General features: G+C 54.6%; 15 protein-coding genes. 8 read left to right on the top strand and 7 right to left on the bottom strand.

Annotated features, from left to right (window positions below; all coding sequences use genetic code 11):
• Positions 1-2: 2 nt before the first annotated feature.
• The gene (locus IE092_RS13395; RefSeq protein WP_189357696.1) at positions 3-1,196 is read right to left on the bottom strand and encodes an efflux RND transporter periplasmic adaptor subunit; all 1,194 of its coding nucleotides are present in this window, start codon (positions 1,194-1,196) and stop codon (positions 3-5) included.
• A 233-nt stretch (positions 1,197-1,429) separates the two neighbouring features.
• Between IE092_RS13395 and IE092_RS13390 the strand changes: the two genes are divergently transcribed.
• The 3 genes from IE092_RS13390 (at position 1,430) to IE092_RS13380 (ending at position 4,193) form a co-directional block, all read left to right on the top strand.
• Positions 1,430-2,029: a dienelactone hydrolase family protein gene (locus tag IE092_RS13390; protein ID WP_189357695.1), complete on the top strand. Its 600-nt coding sequence runs from the start codon at positions 1,430-1,432 to the stop codon at positions 2,027-2,029.
• Positions 2,030-2,261: 232 nt separating this feature from the next.
• The gene (locus tag IE092_RS13385) at positions 2,262-3,293 is read left to right on the top strand and encodes a Leu/Phe/Val dehydrogenase (RefSeq protein ID WP_189357694.1); all 1,032 of its coding nucleotides are present in this window, start codon (positions 2,262-2,264) and stop codon (positions 3,291-3,293) included.
• A 336-nt stretch (positions 3,294-3,629) separates the two neighbouring features.
• Positions 3,630-4,193, top strand: coding sequence for a GNAT family N-acetyltransferase (locus tag IE092_RS13380; RefSeq protein ID WP_189357693.1), 564 nt, complete (start codon positions 3,630-3,632; stop codon positions 4,191-4,193).
• On the opposite strand, the gene IE092_RS13375 is transcribed toward IE092_RS13380, so the two are convergent.
• From IE092_RS13375 to IE092_RS13350, 6 genes are all read right to left on the bottom strand, one after another.
• Positions 4,130-4,738, bottom strand: a complete 609-nt coding sequence (locus IE092_RS13375) for a YkgJ family cysteine cluster protein (RefSeq protein WP_189357692.1) — start codon at positions 4,736-4,738, stop codon at positions 4,130-4,132. The genes IE092_RS13380 and IE092_RS13375 overlap by 64 nt on opposite strands.
• 63 nt (positions 4,739-4,801) lie before the next feature.
• Positions 4,802-8,041, bottom strand: coding sequence for a S9 family peptidase (locus IE092_RS13370; protein ID WP_189357691.1), 3,240 nt, complete (start codon positions 8,039-8,041; stop codon positions 4,802-4,804).
• Between the two features lie 55 nt (positions 8,042-8,096).
• A complete protein-coding gene (locus IE092_RS13365; protein WP_189357690.1) occupies positions 8,097-8,858 on the bottom strand; it encodes a hypothetical protein in 762 nt (253 codons plus the stop codon).
• 50 nt (positions 8,859-8,908) lie between these two features.
• Positions 8,909-9,571, bottom strand: coding sequence for a 3'-5' exonuclease (locus IE092_RS13360; protein ID WP_189357689.1), 663 nt, complete (start codon positions 9,569-9,571; stop codon positions 8,909-8,911).
• Positions 9,561-9,788, bottom strand: coding sequence for a hypothetical protein (locus tag IE092_RS13355; protein WP_189357688.1), 228 nt, complete (start codon positions 9,786-9,788; stop codon positions 9,561-9,563). The genes IE092_RS13360 and IE092_RS13355 overlap by 11 nt, the downstream gene beginning before the upstream one ends.
• Positions 9,789-9,791: 3 nt before the next feature.
• Entirely contained in the window at positions 9,792-12,233 is a 2,442-nt protein-coding gene (locus tag IE092_RS13350; protein WP_189357687.1) for a putative bifunctional diguanylate cyclase/phosphodiesterase, read from the bottom strand.
• A 327-nt stretch (positions 12,234-12,560) separates the two neighbouring features.
• Here IE092_RS13350 and glyQ point away from each other — a divergent pair, with 327 nt between their 5' ends.
• The 5 genes from glyQ (at position 12,561) to IE092_RS13325 (ending at position 18,025) form a co-directional block, all read left to right on the top strand.
• Positions 12,561-13,505 (top strand): glycine--tRNA ligase subunit alpha, encoded by a 945-nt coding sequence (gene glyQ / locus IE092_RS13345; protein WP_189357686.1) that lies wholly within the window; start codon positions 12,561-12,563, stop codon positions 13,503-13,505.
• A gap of 42 nt (positions 13,506-13,547) precedes the next feature.
• On the top strand, positions 13,548-15,632 hold the full coding sequence (gene glyS, locus IE092_RS13340) for a glycine--tRNA ligase subunit beta (protein ID WP_189357685.1): 2,085 nt from the start codon (positions 13,548-13,550) through the stop codon (positions 15,630-15,632).
• A gap of 23 nt (positions 15,633-15,655) precedes the next feature.
• The gene (gmhB, locus tag IE092_RS13335; RefSeq protein ID WP_189357684.1) at positions 15,656-16,213 is read left to right on the top strand and encodes a D-glycero-beta-D-manno-heptose 1,7-bisphosphate 7-phosphatase; all 558 of its coding nucleotides are present in this window, start codon (positions 15,656-15,658) and stop codon (positions 16,211-16,213) included.
• Positions 16,214-16,237: 24 nt separating this feature from the next.
• The gene (locus tag IE092_RS13330) at positions 16,238-16,987 is read left to right on the top strand and encodes a lysophospholipid acyltransferase family protein (RefSeq protein ID WP_189357683.1); all 750 of its coding nucleotides are present in this window, start codon (positions 16,238-16,240) and stop codon (positions 16,985-16,987) included.
• Between the two features lie 126 nt (positions 16,988-17,113).
• The gene (locus tag IE092_RS13325; protein ID WP_189357682.1) at positions 17,114-18,025 is read left to right on the top strand and encodes a M48 family metallopeptidase; all 912 of its coding nucleotides are present in this window, start codon (positions 17,114-17,116) and stop codon (positions 18,023-18,025) included.
• Positions 18,026-18,053 lie beyond the last annotated feature (28 nt).

Below are 18,053 nucleotides of genomic sequence, written 5' to 3'. Positions count from 1 at the left end.
GATTATTTCCCTGCGCTTGCAGCAGCCTGTGCAGAAGCAGCGCCCGCAGCGGCAGAAGCCGGTGCTGCAGCGCTGTTCGGTTTCGCGGATGGCACCAGCGTTGCAGTCTGACCATCTTTCAGCGTGGACATCGGCGTACGGATCACCTGATCACCGTTTGCCAGACCGCTGACGATTGCATAGTTACCGGTGCGCTGGTCACGCTCGCCCAGTTGCAGCAAGACTTTTTTCAGCACGCCATTTTTGAACTGCCATGCATACGCTTTGTCACCTTCACGCACCAGTGCAGAACTTTCCAGACTCAGCACTTCGCGGCTGCTGGAAGCAATCGTGCCTTCGGCATACAAACCGGCAATGCCCGGCACCTGACCATCGGTAAAGCCAATCAGCACGGCCAGCTGACGTGTGGTTGCATTAGCGCTGGTATCCACGCGTTTGACTTTGCCGGTAAAGGTTTGTCCGGCATAACCATTGATACGGAAAGTCACATCCTGACCGGCTTTGACCTGCGCCACGCGGTCAGCGGAAATCAGGCCTTCCAGCCGCATACTGGCCGGATCGATCACTTTCAGCATTTCTTTACCGATTGCCGCGGTGTCACCGCCGGACACTTTACGCTCGCTGACCACGCCATCAAACGGTGCGCGTATTTCAGTACGCTGCAATTGCTGACGCGCCTGTACGGTACGTGCCTTCGCTGCCACCAGATCACTCTGGGCGTTATTGCGGCGCACTTCGGCATCTTCTAACTGCTGCGCCGATGCCATGCCGGAGGCACGCAGGGTTTTATAGCGCTGCAGCTGGCGTTCTGCCTGATCAAAGCTCTGGCCGGAAGCACGTTCCGCTTCTTCTGCCGAACGCAGACTGTCGCGGATCGCCGTGTCATCCAGACGCACCAGCAAATCGCCGCGTTTGACCGGATCGCCGTTTTCTTTCAGCACCTGCAATACCACCGAACTGATTTCGGCGCGCAGATCGGCTTTACGTTCCGGTTGTATGGTGCCTGTTACCACCGGGCCGGATGTCTGGGCACTGGTTTTGACGGTATACAAATCTTCCGGTGTGACTTGCAGTGCTTTCGCAGCTTGTGCGCTGGCACTAGCACTGGCGTTTTTATCCTCTGCCGCTTTATCGCCTTTGGAACAGGCCGATAACATCAGCGCAATCATCACTAACAACAGACCAGGTCGTAACATAAGAATTTCTCCGGTAAAAACAGCTGCAAAGCCGGGGTAAGGCGGGGAAAATACAAACGGGCTGAGACAAAATTCGCGCAGACTAGTTCCATTTGTCGTTAAATCCGGCAAATTCCTGCAAGTATCGTTTGCATTTCTGCCATATGTCAACGCGCCTTTCGGGCAACTACTTGCCAGTGAGCGCAAACTCTTGTACCCTTCGCGACCTTTCTTTTGGATCGTCGTTGGTACGGATGTCTGCTGAAGCACTTGCCCCTGTTGTCATGCTGGTTACGGATGTGTTCGGACACACGCCGGCTGTGGATGCGATGCTGCGCACCCTGAATGTACAAGCCGTAATTGTGTCGCCCTTCGACGAAGCCGGTTTTCACTTCGATACCGAACCGGATGCCTACCAGAGCTTTGTGGTGAATGGCGGTGTTGCTGCCTATGCACGCAAGGTGCGCGATATCCAGCAACGCTATCAGTCCAGCCTGCGTTACATCATTGGTTTCAGTGCAGGTGCCAGTGCCGTGTGGATGGCATCTGCCCATGCAGAATTTGCCGGTATACAACAGGCAGTGTTGTTTTATGGTTCGCGTATCCGCGATGCACGCAATGTGCGGCCGGTCTGCCCTACCCGTTTAATCTTTGCAGAACAGGAAGTGGCGTTTAAACCGGCAGAACTGGTGGCGGACTTATACAAGCGCGGCCATCAGGCAGAACTGATACGCGGCACCAGCCACGGATTTATGAATGTCTACTCCGCCGGTTCCTGCGTCAAAACTCAGGATCGTTTCCTGCAGGAATTACATCAGTTAATTCACCAGCCTGCACTCGACGACGCGGCGTAAATTTGCCGCACTACGCAGCATCCGCATTTGCCCCTGAACAGGGCTTCGCTTTATACTCTGCCCCGCGTGACACAATCACCGCCCGCCCCGGTCAGGCATCAACCCGCATGCCGGGACACCCGTTTTCAGCATCAGAAGTCGCTTAATCACCTTTTTTCATTCACTTTTTGTGGACAGATGAGCCCGCCTTATCCGGCATTCCGGTTCAGTTCTTCCACGCGGAGCCATAAGCATGACCGCTTTTGTATTTAACGAAATCAATTTTGACAATCACGAACAAGTCGTTTTTGCCTCTGAAGCCAAGTCCGGCCTGAAAGCCATTATCGCCGTTCACAACACCAACCTCGGCCCTGCCATGGGTGGTTGCCGTATGTGGAACTACGCGACCGAAGCCGAAGCAGTACGCGATGTACTGCGCCTGTCGCGCGGCATGACTTACAAAAACGCCGTTGCCGGCCTGCCTATCGGCGGCGGTAAGAGCGTGATTATCGGTAATCCGAAAACCGATAAAACCCCTGCACTGTTTGAAGCACTGGGCGAAGCACTGGAACGTCTGGGTGGTCGTTACATCACGGCAGAAGACGTCGGCACCAGCCCTGCTGATATGGCAAATGTTGCCAGCAAAACAAAATACGTTGCCGGTCTGGGCGATCGCGGTGATCCGTCTCCGTTCACTGCGCTGGGTTGTTTCGTTGGTGCACAAGCTGCGGTAAAACACAAACTGGGCCGCGACAGCCTCGAAGGTCTGGTCGTTGCCCTGCAAGGTCTGGGTCACGTTGGTTATGATTATGCACGCCGCCTGAAAGAAGCCGGTGCAAAACTGATCGTTTCCGATATCGATGAAGGCGCACTGAAACGTGCCAAAGAAGAACTGGGCGCAGAAATCGTTGGTACCGACGCAATCTACGACGTACAGGCTGACATCTACGCACCATGCGCACTGGGCGCCACCGTGAATCCGGACACCCTGAAACGCCTGAAAGCGAAAATCATCGCCGGTGCAGCGAATAACCAGTTGTCCACACCGGACATGGGTATCGCCTGCCGTGAACAAGGCATCCTGTACGCACCGGACTTCGTAATCAACGCCGGCGGCATTATCAAAGTCTGCTACGAATACATGAACACACCGGAAGACGGCATGGACGCCCACGTACGCCGCATCGCCGACACCCTGACCGAAGTATTCCAGCGCGCTGACGCAGACAACCTGCCAACCAGCGTCGTTGCCGATCAGGTCGCAGAAGCCCGCTTCCGCAAGTAATTCCTGCCAGTTTGCTGATCCGGCTCTGCCGGATCAGCGCTGCAAACAGTACAAAAAATGCCGTTCCGCCTGCTGGTGGAACGGCATTTTTGTCTGGTGTGCCGAGTGCGCAAGACACACCGAAATTATCTTCTCTGTGCCAATATCCGCATCTGCCATTTCCGGACGACCAGACTTTCTGCCGACGACCGCCGGATCGCTGTGCTGAACTCCGCATTTGAGGCATTTTCAGTGCCTCTGAGCCGTTTCTGAGCACTCATCCGCGAACATCTTTACTTTTCAGCATCTTCTGATTACGCTGCCTCGTCTGTGTTTATCCATTTCAGGAGCCGGAATATGACGATACTGCACACGGCCAGACTGCGTCTGGAACCCATCAGCATGGCGCATTTTGAGGGATTGCGCGCGATGAACAGTGATGCGGAGGTGATGCGTTACATCACCGGAAAACCGGATACCGAAGCGGATACGCTGGCCGGTATCGAACGCATTGGGGCTGCCTGGCAGCGGCTCGGATATTCGTGGTGGGCGTGGATAGACAAAGACAGCGGCCAGCTGGCTGGTGCCGGTTGCATACAGCATTTAAACCGTGATCCGGCGCAGCCGCTGGAAATCGGCTGGCGTTTGCGCAAAGATCAGTGGGGCAAGGGACTGGCGACTGAGGCGGCGGTCTGCATGGCGAACTTTGCGTTTCATACCCTGCAGGGGGAATTGCTGATGGCGATTTGCGATCCCGCTAATCATGCTTCATCGCATGTAATGAAAAAACTCGGCATGCAGTATCGCGGACTGGAACGCTGGTATGAGACGGATGTGGATACCTATGTGATCCACCGTCAGGACTGGCTGGCATCAGCGCTGAACCAGCCTGCTCTGGCAGCCGCTGCCAGCAAGGCCTGATTCACCGGTGCGACGCGGCTTTGCGCCGGTGTCAGCACCGCACGCAAGCCCAACAGCATCGCTTCTGAACGCAGCACCCGCTCCAGATTCTGCGGTACATCTTCACTCAGCGCGGCACAAGCCGCCGCATCATACGAATGCGCTTTACGGCAGACACCGGGGCGCACTGCATACACGGAACATCGTCCCTGCTCCAGCATCACGCAAGGCTGATGCGCTGCAGTGGCTTCACTTTGCTGCAAGCGTTGCAGTAATGCTTGTTGTTGCGCAGCGTCGGTGAAAACGCTGAGCATCAGATCCGCCTCGGCTTCACTGATTTCAATTTGCTTTAACTGGCGACAGCAGTGATCGCAACCGGCAGCGCAGGCCAGCGTCATGCCCTGCGGCCCCGGCGCATCGGCAATCTGATCCAGCTGACGGTGTACAAAGCGGATTACGCTGACGCTGTCTGCACCGGCGGCGATCTTTTGCTGCAAATGCGCTGCAACGGCTTGTATGCCTTGCTGCAGCATCTGCTGTTCCTGTGCGCTGATCTGATTGCTCATGTTTTTCCTCAAAAAAAATCGCCAGCACAGGCTGGCGATTGGTATTACCTGCGGCGTGCTGCTTTATTCTGCCGCTTTTTGTGTTGCTGCTGGTGTTTTTTCTGCAGATGTTGTCGCTGCTTTTTCCACCGTCGGATCACTGGCTTTTTTCAGCGCCGGTTTAAAAAGCGGTGTCACATCACGCTTGCCGCGTTCCAGATACGGAGTCGGTTTCTCCATCCACTCCGGACGCGGTTTGCCGAGCAGGAAGTGATCGAAGAACTCTGCCATGTGCACGGTGTAATGCTTGACGTTTTCACGGTCACGCAAGCCGTGTTTTTCACCGTTGTAGTTGAACCAGTAAGCTTCTTTGTTCAGACGGCGCAAGGCAGTGAAGAATTCAATCGCCTGATACCACGGCACTGCATCGTCTTCATCATTGTGCTTGGTCAGCCACGGCGTCTGCACTTTGTCGATATGGAACAGCGGCGAATTCTCAATATATTCTTTCGTCTTATTCCATGGTGTGCCACCCATACGGCTCTGGCCGGTTTCATACTGGAAGGCACGGCTGACACCGGCACCCCAGCGGATACCACCGTAACCACTGGTCATGTTTGCCATCGATGCACCGGCTTCCGCTGCGCGGAACATATTGGTTTGCGTGATCAGGTAATTGATCTGATACGCGCCCCAGCTGTGACCCTGAATACCGATACGCTTCGCATCGACAAAGCCCATGCCCACGACTTTATTCACCGCGCCAGTCACGGCCTTCAGCGCACTCTGCCCCGGATGGCCGGTGGTGTAAGTAATATCAGGACGCAGCACCACATAGCCATTGCTCAGGTAACGGGTGACGTTGATGTTCTGGCTCGGGCCGGGCGGTACATGCAGATGCAGATTGTCCGTCATCTTTTCATAGATGTAGACCATCATCGGGTACTTCTTCGCCGGATCAAAATTCTCCGGTTTCGCCAGCAACGCACGCAGTTTGCGACCATCGGTTGTGGTGTATTCGATCAGTTCCTGCGTACCCCAGTTGTATTCTTTCTGCTGCGGATTCACATCAGAAATCTGTTTCGGTGTATTCAGATTCAGATCGGTACTCCACAGATTCGGGAATTCTGTGAACGACTGACGTGCGAATAAAACACGGTCTGCATTTTTCGCTTTAATCAGGCTGCTGTACAAGTGCGCGTCCTGCACCAGCTTACGCGGCTCTTTTCCGGCTGCGGTCAACTGGTACAAACCGGTGGATAAATCTTTATCTGCCAGCGCAGACAACATCCACGGCATCGCCGGCAGCGCTTTGCTGTCGACTACCGGGCCATCATCCATCGGCTCGTTACGGTTATTTTCCAGATTCACATAACGCAGGCGGGTTTGCGCCTTCTGACCTGCACCGGCGGTCAGATTCACTGCTTTGCCGGTTTGCGGTTCGATTTCCCACAGGTCGTAACGGTCATACAAAACGACGCTGCGGTCGTTCGCTGTCCAGCCTGCATAGCCGTAAGCAGAACGCGGTTCCGGCGTATCGTGTTCATGATCATGGAAACGGGCGCGGGTTTTGCTGGTCAGGTCTATACGCTGACCATCGCTGGTACGCCATGCATTCCACTGATAGGTATTCACATCAAATCCAAGAACGTACTGGCCGGATGGCGATAAGCTAGGGAAAGCGCGCTGTTTTTCCGCCAGCTTTTTCGACTGACCGGTTTTCAGATCAATCGCATAATAATCACGATAAGAACCATCCCAAGACAACAGTTGCTTGTATGGCACATCGCTGACACCCAGTGCATAACCGGCGTTTTCATTCACCAGCACCGACGGAATTTCTGCAGTGCCTAACTGCACAAAACGTTTGTCTGCCAGATGGAAAACAGCGCGGTAATTTTTTTGTTTATCTTTATCAGCACGGATTTTCTGTACTGATTGCAGCTCCGGGTCTTTCCAGTGCCAAAGGTCCACTTTCACCGGCTCCGGCGCATCTTTCGGTTCTGCTTTCGGTAACGCAGCGGTACCGAAGAACAGACGGGCACCGTCTTCACTGAAACCAGGCTCAGCAAATTCGCTGACGCCCCAGCCTGCTGGCATACCGGCAGTTGCGGCATTCACGGCAATCACTGCATCGGTTTTGCTGTCGCGCTGCCAGTGATACAAATCAAATACGGCAGGGTCTTCTTTTTCCGCTGCAGCATCTGCAGGCTTATCGGATTTTTCAGATTTTTCTGCTTTCTTCGCTGCTTTTTCCGCCTGTTTGCGCTGGAAATCTTCGCGGCTGCTGAGGAAGGCAATCTGCGTTCCTTTTTCGTCAGCGACCAGATGCTTGGTTACGCCAGCGCCTTTGAATACCTGCACAGCTGCACTGCCCGGCACGATGATCCAGACACCGTCACGGCTGACTTCTGCTGCTTTTGCCGGTGCACTTTCTGCGGCCGGTTTAGCATCGGCAGTCGCTTCCGCTTTGGTATTTTTTTCGTCTTTCTTCGCTTCTTTCGCGGCTTCTTTCGGTGCTTCTTTCGGTGCTTCTTTCGGTGCTTCTTTCGGCGTTGTTTTGATATTCAGCGCCAGCAATCCACCGTTTTTCGCCCACGCGAAATCCGTTACATCCTGATATTTTTCGCGCTTGCCATCGGCGGCATGCCACAGAATGAATTCATTACCGGCATCTTTTTTACGTGCACCGGCTGCGGCCGCTGCTGCGGGACGCGCCTGATCGTCGTCCTCATCTTTGGCTGCTTCCGGTTTTTTTTCTTCTTTCTTCGCTTCCGCTGCTTCCATCAGCACTGCCAGTATGGCCGGACCTTCCTGAGGCCATGCAAATTGTTTGACGCGTTCCAGTAATTCGGTTTTACCGCTTGCCAGATTCAGCAGACCGGCTCCGGCTTTCGGGCTGTCTTCCGGTTTTTTCTTTTCTTTACGTGCTTTGTCCAGATCAGCTTTCAGCGGACGCACGCTGAATGCCACGAATTTACCATCCTGACTGAATACCGGTTTTTCACCACGCGGCACACGGATTTCGCGCTGATCGTTCAGGTTACGCACCACCAGTTCACCATCCGCGTCCGGCGAAGACTGCGCCCATGCAGCCCACTGACCATCACGCGACACCACAGTGCCCTGCACCGAGCGCCAGTTTGCATACACATCATGGGTGATCACTTTTTTTGCTGTCGAAGGCACAGGTGCTGCGATGCTGGCTTCAGCAGCCAGACTGCGCGCATGTGCCTCCGGTGTCCAGTTACCGGCCAGCAGGCCGATCAGCAGCGCTGCAGCACAGGCAGAACGCCATCCGGATAAGGATGTAGTGGTATTCATAAGACCTAATTTCCCCAAAAAAGCAGTCGGTCAGACTGCGGCTCCCCCTGAAAACTCAGGACAAAATTTGTAAAGATTTATTCACGCGACTATCAGCGCGCTCACCGGCACCGGAGCTGCTGACGCGGCGCTCTTTTTTCAGCACGACCAGACGGTCTCCGGCGACACCAAAGGTCAGTTGTTCTTCATCTCTGGCTTCAAAGCTGATCACAACAAACGCGCGACCGGACATCACCTCGGTTGCTTTCATTTGCAAAGGCGTACCGTCGCTATCAATCCAGACTTCCAGCGTGCCGTCATACTTCTTAATATACTTTTTATCTTTTTCACTGAGCTTATCTATCGGAATTTCAAAGTTCAGCACCCTGACGTTCTTACCGTTCAGCACATCCTGACGCTCACTGCGCAGCACGGCTTTTTCCAGTCTGCGGCTGAGTTGCGGCGCAGAGGATGTCATGGTGCGCAAATCCGATATACCCAGTTCACGCATCGCCACGCTGACCGGCGAACGCGCTTTACTGTCTTTTTCTTTGGCCCGCTCTTCCTGCTCCACGCGCTGCAAGGTCTCACGACCGAAATGCATTTGCAAACCGCGCGGGCCGTCTTCCACCGTCAGACTGGCGCTGCCATTGATTTCTTCCTGATCTTTCCCTTCACCGTTACGGTTCAGCACTTTTGCTTCCACAGTTGCTTTCAGCATCGTGGTGCCGGGATAACGCCCGAGCGCCGATTTCAGATCCGTCAGGCTGTCTGCTGCCGCATAGCTGCAGCACAAGGACAAGATTGCAAAGCCTGCAATTTTCCAGCGTTGTTTCATGTTTATTTTTTTCAAAACAGATGGATTAGACAAAAAATGCCGTTCAGAGTTCAGCGTATCGGCTTACGGCCGTCACGCTTCCAGCATTCATAAATGCGTAATGCGCTCAGCGCATCATTCACGGCATACTGTATTTGTTTTTCACTCAGCGGAAACTGCGACCAGTCCGAAGTGGAAATCCGTTTGGATTTCGGCAGGTCCACTCCCAGATAGACTGCACTGGCTTTTTTCGCTCCGACTTCTGATTGCTTACGCTCGCGCAGCAAACGCGCCAGATCCACGGCATTCTGCACGCTGATGCCCAGTTTGCGTTTTACTGAACGCAAGTCATCAGATAAACCAAAACCGGCTTTGATGATGTCCGGATGTTCCAGCACACTACTCAGCATCGCACTCACCGCGCTGTCATTCTGGTCACGTACCGGAATCAGGTAAGCATCGGTCTGTGTCGCCAGCTGAATCAGGTGCGGCCCGGTATGTTGTACACCGCGCTGAAAAACCGGCCGGGTTTCGGTATCAAAACCTATCACCTGCTGTCGTAATAAATCCTGCACCGCCTGTTCTGCCTGCACCGCGCTGGTGACGATATGTATGTGCGCGGCTGACAATCCGGCAAATAGCGGCAGTGCCGGTGCCGGTTGTGCAGCCCCTGTTTCATTGTTGTCCGTTCTGCTGCCGTCCCGCACTACTGCCTGCTGACGCTCACCCTTCATGAATATCCACTTTCCTTCTTCCTTTTGTATTAGTGCCTGCGCCTTTTATCAGCACGACTTCACCAGCAGGCAGACTGATCACAATCTGTTCCTGACCTTCCAGCAGTAACTGGTACAGCGTACCGTTACCTACCGCCGCTGAACTTTTCAGCTCTGCATCGCTGAGTAAGCGTGCCAGTGCTTCCTCGCTGATTTTCTGCCATTCCAGTGCCTGCATGGATCAGTCCTCCTGTCGTCTGATGTAAGCAGCAAACTGCTCAGCTTCGACCGGGCGTGAAAAATAATAGCCCTGGCCCTGATGACATTTCATTTCGCGCAATTGTGCGGCCTGCTCTGCATTTTCGATACCCTCAGCGACGACATCCAGCCCCAGACTCAGGCTCATTGCAATCACTGCACTGGCAATCGCCGCATCATCCGGATTGGTATGAATGTCGTTGATGAATGACTTATCGATTTTCAATTCATCGATGGGGAAACGGCGCAGATAAGACAGGCTGGAATATCCGGTACCGAAATCATCCAGCGAAATCGATACCCCCAGATTCTTCAGAGAACGCAGGGTCGCCAGTGTACTGTTTAAATCCTGCATCACCATGCTTTCTGTCAGTTCCAGTGTCAGACGCGCTGGCCGGATGCCGGTATCGGCAATGATCTGAGCGACACGGCTGGCCAGATCATCCTGCCGGAACTGGCGGGAGGACATATTCACCGCCATTTGCAGCTCAGGCATGCCGGCTTCACGCCAGCGCACTTGTTGTTCGCAGGCATGGCGCAGCACCCATTCTCCGAGCTGAATGATCAGCCCGCTTTCTTCGGCTATGCCGATAAATTCCACGGGATGAATCAGGCCGATCTGCGGATGCTGCCAGCGTATCAGTGCTTCTGCGCCTACGACTTTTCGCGTCAGCAAATCAATCTTGGGCTGAAAGTGCAGCAGAAATTCATTCTGCTCCAGACCGCGCCGCATGGCCGCTTCCATGTTCAGCCGGCTGATCGCGTTCTGCCCCATTTCGGGAATGAACTGGCGCACGCTGTTACGGCCGTGTTCCTTAACGCGGTACATCGCAATATCGGCGTAGCGCAACAAAATTTCACCATGGTCACCGTCTCGCGGATATACCGACGTACCGATGCTGGCTGTCACAAAAATTTCCTGATCCTGAATCAGAATCGGGCGTGCCAGTGTCTGCAGAATTTTTTCTGCGACTACATCAATATCGGCAGTGTCTGCCAGATCGGTCAGCACGACCACAAATTCATCACCGCCGAGACGGGCGACTGTATCCGTATCACGCACGCACTGGGTCAGACGCGCCGCGACCTGACGCAGCATTTCATCACCGGCACCGTGACCGGATGCATCGTTAATCAGTTTAAAGTGATCCAGATCCAGCAACAGTACACCGGCAAATAAGCCGCTTCGCTTCGCCCATGCAATTGCCTGCGCAATCCTGTCGTTCAGCAGACTGCGGTTCGCGAGTCCGGTCAGGCTGTCATGTGTGGCCTGATATTCCAGTTCCTTCTGGTAGCGCACCCGCTCACTGACATCATTAATCACGCTGACGAAATGGGTGGTGACAGCGCCCTGCGCATCTTTTACCGGCGAGATGTGTAACTCATTCCAGAACTGAGTTCCATCTTTACGGTAGTTACGCAACAAGGCAGTTCCTGCCCGCTTTTCGCGCAGTGCGGTACGAATTTCTTCCAGATCGGGTTGCTGCAAATCATCACGAACCAGAAAACGTCCTTCGCGGCCGATCACTTCGTCCGCGCTGTAACCGGTGATTTTTTCAAACGCAGGATTCACATACACAATCGAATGATCGGTCGCATCGCTGCGGGTAATCATGATGCCATTGCTGCTGGACACCAGTGCCTGCTCGCGCAGCAACAGCGCTTGCTCCACTTCGCGCAACTGGCGTTGCGCATGACTCAGCGCCCGGCGTATTGCCACCAGATGGGTAACGGTTCCGTTGTGTGTCAGCACACTGACGGTTTGCTGCTCCCAGAAATGTCTGCCGTCAGCGCGTTTGCTGAGAATCTCGCCTTCCCAGCATTCGCCCTCCTTCAGAGCCAGTAGCTGACCGCGCAGGCGGTTATCAAAGCCATCGCCGGAACGCCATAACACTTGCTGACCACGCTGATCCTCCGGACAGTAACCACTGCTGACCGCGTATGCCTGATTGGCGTAAATCAATTCACCGGCAGCATTCAGAATCAGCACTGCAAAGGGGCTCTGTGCTGTCATTGCGCTGAATAACGCGATATCTTCATCCGCTTTTGCACCTGCCATCAGACCGGCCGCTACCGGCAGCATGCCACGCAGCCAGCCCTCCAGCGTTGCATGCATCAGCGGATGGGCGCGTAAGTGCAGCAGCAAACTGAATCCGTCATCACCCTTGTACTGCACTGTCAGCGGCGGCGTGCTTCCATCACCGGCGCTCACCGAACCGACTTCATCCGCACCGGTCAGATCCTGCCAGCAGATTCTGGCCTCCTGTACACCCGGCATCGCAACGATCAGTTGCAACAAATGGCTGGCCACCGTCTGTCGGCCTGTATCTTCCGCATTCAGTTGCAAAAACTGCCCGAGCTGTGCCACCCAGACACTGACGGGATGCTCGCGGATATCGCTGCCTTGCGGTTGGTTTGGTTCCATGCGCTGGTAGTCTCCCTCCGGCTGCGCCGGTTATTTTTCTGATCAATGGATTGTTATACGCCCGTTTTTGACCGGATATACAGCATTTCCGTGTGAACTTAACATTTTCATCATGCGGAGCGTCAGAATTTATACCTTCTGACCACATCCGTGGCAACCAGTTCAGAGGATGCAGCGCAGCAGATACGACAGGCTGTGCGGCAGTGCAGCGTAAAAGCAGGTCACGCATACCCCGGAAGCGCTGAAACACGCTGTTTCTGGGGTAAAATCAAGGGTTTCACGAACATTAACTCAGCCCCGGATGGGGCGTATCAGGCAGATCAAACGATGCTCACATTTCAACAAATTATCCTCAAGTTACAAGAATACTGGGACAAGCAAGGCTGCGCCCTGTTGCAACCGTACGATATGGAAGTGGGCGCAGGGACATCGCACACCGGCACCTTCCTGCGTGCCATTGGCCCTGAACCATGGCGTGCAGCCTATGTGCAACCTTCCCGCCGTCCGAAAGACGGCCGTTACGGTGAAAACCCGAACCGTCTGCAGCACTATTACCAGTATCAGGTTGTGCTGAAACCGGCACCGGCCAATATTCTGGACTTGTATCTGGGCTCGCTGGAAGCGCTGGGTCTGGATCTGAAACAAAACGATATCCGCTTCGTGGAAGACGACTGGGAAAACCCGACACTGGGCGCATGGGGTCTGGGCTGGGAAGTCTGGCTGAATGGTATGGAAGTCACGCAATTCACTTACTTCCAGCAAGTCGGCGGCCTCGATTGCAAACCGATTCTGGGCGAAATTACCTATGGTCTGGAACGTCTGGCGATGTATCTGCAAGGTGTGGAAAACGTCTACGACCTGATCTGGACTGAACGCGAAGAGAATGGCCAGACTGTGCGCCTGCGTTACGGTGACGTATTCCATCAGAACGAAGTCGAACAATCGACCTTCAATTTCGAATATTCGAATACCGAATTCCTGTTCTCGCTGTTCACCAACTACGAAGCAGAAGCGAAGCGTCTGCTGGCTGTCACCGAAAAGTCGCTGGCACTGCCTGCCTACGAAATGATTCTGAAAGCAGCACACACCTTCAATATGCTGGATGCGCGCGGTGCGATTTCCGTCACCGAACGTGCTGCCTATATCGGCCGTATCCGTAACTTGTCACGCGCGGTTGCCGCTGCGTATTACGCATCACGCGAAGCGCTGGGTTTCCCGATGTGCGCGGAAAACGATCCGCACAAACCGGCGCCGGTCAGCACTGAGGCTTAAACCAGAATCAGTACTTGCACAGCAAGTCATCAGGATATGAATATGAATCAGACATTATTAGTTGAATTATTTACCGAAGAACTGCCGCCGAAAGCGCTGGCAAAACTGGGCGATGCGTTTTCTTCCGCAATGGTTGCCGGCCTGAAAGCACGCGATTTTCTGAACGATGATTTCAGCGCAGAAAGCTTTGCGTCGCCGCGCCGTCTGGCCGTCAGCATCAAAGGTGTACGCGCTGTATCGCCGGATAAAGCGATGCGTGAAAAAGTATTGCCGGTGACTGTGGCACTGGATAAAGAAGGCAATCCTTCCGCACCGCTGGCGAAAAAACTGGCTGCGATGGGCTTTCCGGATGTAACGCTGGCACAGCTGGAACGTGCAGTGGATGGCAAGGCAGAAGCCTTCTTCTACAGCTATACGGCACCGGGCTCTGCGCTGGCACCGGCATTGCAAACCACGCTGGAAGAAGCCGTCGCCAAACTGCCGATTCCGAAAGTGATGAGCTATCAGCGTCACGATGGGCAGACCGTGCATTTCGTGCGTCCGGTACACCGTCTGACTGCGCTGCTGGATGATCAGATTATTCCTTTGTCGCTGCTGGGTTTGCAGAGTGACCGTATCACCGAAGGTCACCGCTTCCTTGCGCCGGGTCAGATCAGCCTGAGCAACGCCTCCGTTTATGCTGATGCGCTGCGTGAACAGGGCAAAGTCATTGCGGGCTTCGCTGAACGTAAAGAACGCATCCGCAGCGCATTGCTGGAAAAAGCTGGTGACGATCTGGTACTGATGCCGGAATCGCTGCTGGATGAAGTCAGCGCGCTGGTCGAATGGCCGGTGGTGTATGCCTGCGAATTTGAACAGGAATTCCTGTCCGTACCGCAGGAATGCCTGATTCTGACCATGCAGACCAACCAGAAATATTTTGCCCTGACCGACAGCAACGGCAAACTGCGTTCCCGCTTCCTGATTGTGTCGAATCTGGAAACCAGTACGCCGGAACACATCATTGGCGGTAACGAACGCGTTGTGCGTCCGCGCTTGTCCGATGCGAAGTTCTTCTTTGAACAGGATAAAAAGAAAACTCTGGAATCCCGCCTGCCGCAACTGGCCAGCGTGGTGTATCACAACAAACTGGGTACACAGGCAGAACGTACTGAACGTGTGCGCCAGCTGGCAGGCAAAATTGCCGCCAGCCTGAACGCCGATGTGGCACTGGCCGAGCGGGCAGCATTGCTGGCAAAAACCGATCTGCTGACCGATATGGTCGGCGAATTCCCGGAACTGCAAGGCATCATGGGTGCTTACTATGCGCGCCATGACGGTGAGCATGAAGAAGTGGCTGCGGCTGCGGCGGAACATTATCAGCCGCGCTTTGCCGGTGATGCACTGCCTGCAACCACCACTGGTACCATCGTCGCGCTGGCAGACAAACTGGAAACCCTGGTCGGTATCTGGGGCATTGGCCTGCAACCAACCGGCGATCGCGATCCGTTCGCGCTGCGCCGTCATGCGCTGGGCATCCTGCGTATGCTGCTGGAAAAACGTTTGCCATTGTCCCTGAATACGCTGCTGGATCAGACCGTTGCACTGTTTGCCGGTAATGCGCAGTTCACTGACAGCCGCACCGATATCCTGAACTTCCTGTACGACCGTCTGCGCGGTCAGCTGCGCGAACGCGGTTTTGCGCAGAATGAAGTCGAAGCGGTTGTTGCGCAGACGCCGGATCAACTGGCGGATCTGAATGAACGTCTGGAAGCGGTGAAAGTGTTTGCCGGATTGCCGGAAGCCGAAGCACTGGCTGCTGCGAACAAACGGATCACCAATATCCTGAAAAAATCGGATATCACACCGGGCGACGTCAACACCGCATTACTGACGGAAGCTGCGGAAATCGCGCTGGCACAGGCGGTTGAGCGTATTCGTCCGGAGGTCGATGCTGCGTTTACCGGTTCTGATTTCACACAGGCGCTGAAAGCCATGGCCGCGATTCGTCCGGAAGTCGATCAGTTCTTTGCGGACGTGATGGTGAATGCAGAAGATCCTGCGCTGCGTCTGAACCGTCTGTCCCTGCTGGCCAGCCTGCACCGCATGCTGAATCAGGTAGCAGACATTTCTAAACTGGCGGCCTGATGCAAACGTCCGGGAGAGCACCGATGAAACTGATTATTTTAGATCGCGATGGTGTCATCAATCATGATTCCGACGCCTTCATTAAATCACCGGAAGAATGGGTGCCGGTTCCCGGATCGCTGCAGGCAATCGCCCGTCTGAATCAGGCGGGCTACACCGTGGTGGTGGCAACCAATCAGTCCGGCGTTGGCCGCCGTTTGTTTGATATGACGACGCTGAATGCGATCCATCAGAAGATGCATCAGCTGGCGCAACAAGCCGGTGCCACCATCGATGCGGTGTTTTATTGTCCGCATATGGCGGACGATAACTGCGATTGCCGCAAACCACGTGCAGGTATGTTTCATGAAATCGCCCGCCGCTATGACACCAGCCTGAAAGGCGTACCTACCGTCGGCGATTCGCTGCGGGATTTACAAGCTGGCTTTGTTGCCGGTTGCCGCCCGTATCTGGTGCAAACCGGAAAAGGCAAAAAAACACTGGAAAAAGGAGGCCTGCCACCAGGCACCGGTGTTTTTGCAGATCTTGCCAGCGTCGTTGACCATTTGCTCGAACAAAATAACAGCCTGTCCGGTGAGTAATTCACCGGCCTGTATGGGGACTTTATGTATCGTATTTTTTTATTTATCCGCTCACTGATTTTCTTACTGGTCATGATCACTGCCACCGTGATCTGGGCACCGGTCAGCATGTGCTTTGCGTTTCTGCCGTATGTGCAGCGCTACAAAGTGACATCGATGTGGAACCGCTTCATCATCTTTGCTGCCCGCATTATCTGCGGCATTGAGTACGAAGTTCGTGGCAGAGAAAACTTCCCTGACAGCCCCGCAATTCTGCTGGCAAAACATCAGTCCGCATGGGAAACCATTTTCCTGATGACCATGACACCGCGCCCGCTGGTGTTTGTATTTAAAAAAGAAATCCTGTATCTGCCGTTTTTCGGCTGGGCAATTGCGCTGCTGCGTATGATTCCGATTGACCGCAGCAAAGGCAAAGATGCGTTCAACCATGTGGTACGCCACGGCACACGCCGTCTGGCAGATGGTCAGTGGATTGTGATGTTTCCGGAAGGCACACGGATACCGGTCGGCAAAAAAGGTACGTATAAAATGGGCGGAACCCGCCTTGCCGTTGCGACAAAATCACCGGTGATTCCGGTTGCACTGAACTCCGGTGAGTTCTGGCCGAAAAACAGTTTCATCAAGCGTCCGGGCAAAGTCATCGTCTCGGTTGGCAAACCGATTTCCAGCGAAGGCAAAGATGCCGGCGAACTGATGCAGGAAGTGGAAAGCTGGATTGAAGGCGAAATGCGTGTGATTGCACCACACTCCTATCAGGATAAAGCGGCAGCCTGATAATTCGCCGCACACCGGTTCGCCAGCACGCGAACCGGTCACTTTCCGGTGCAGCGCTGCCTGCGCTGCACATCCGCAAAAAATCCTGTAAAGTTGGCGTTTGTCTGCATAACACCAACAGCCTTCATGCCCGTTTCCCAGGTTTTTGACCGCGCGCTACAACTCGCCCTGCAGCTGGATTTATTCAGCGATCTGGTGACAGCACCGCGCACTCCGGTCAGGGAACCGCTTGCCACGCAACCACCACCGCAACAACCACTTCCGCCAGTTGCACCGACAGCCACAACACCCCGCACGACAGAACCGGAAACACCTCCGCCGTCGCTGCGTACCCGTCAGCTGCGCTGCGGTGACCAGCTGATTGCCTACACATTAACCCGCAGCAGCCGTCGTTCTATCGGACTGGCCATCCGGGATGCGCAATTACACATTACCGCGCCGCGCCGGGTAACGATTGCAGCAGTGGAAGAAGCCATCATCGCCAAACAGCGCTGGATTCTGAATAAGATTACCGAACAGAAAAACCGGCCGGCACGTCAGCGTGAAACGCAGCAGTGGAATGATGGTGCGTTGCTGCCGTTCATGGGGACTTCCCTGCAATTGCGCTTTGTGCCGGAATGCAAGCGCGTCGCGCTGACCGACGCCCGCTGGCTGGATCTGCCGGCTTCCGCACAGCTGGATGAAGCAAAAAGCCGTCTGCTGATCGAAGGCTGGCTGCGCAAACAAGCCTTACAGGTTTTCGAACAAAAGATTCGTGCAGCTGCATCACGGCTGGGCGTCAGCATCAGCAGCCTGCATTTATCTTCTGCCCGCACGCGCTGGGGTTCGTGCACAAGCAAAGGCGAAATCAGGCTGAACTGGCGACTGATATTTTTGCCGGAAAGCATGATCGACTATGTGGTGGCGCACGAACTGGCGCATCGCCGCGAAATGAACCACAGCCCGCGCTTCTGGGCGCAGGTGGAATTGATTTATCCGGCGTACCGCGAGGTACGCAAACAATTACAGCAATACCCGATTTCATCCCTGCCTTTGTAAAGGCAGCTTTGTTTAATTTGCCGGTCTG

Source organism: Cognatundibacterium squillarum (genome assembly GCF_014652435.1).
Taxonomy (GTDB): Bacteria; Pseudomonadota; Gammaproteobacteria; order Burkholderiales; family Burkholderiaceae_D; genus Undibacterium; species Undibacterium squillarum.
Note: the sequence above shows the minus strand (reverse complement) of the source record. Positions and strands in the feature narration are given on the sequence as shown.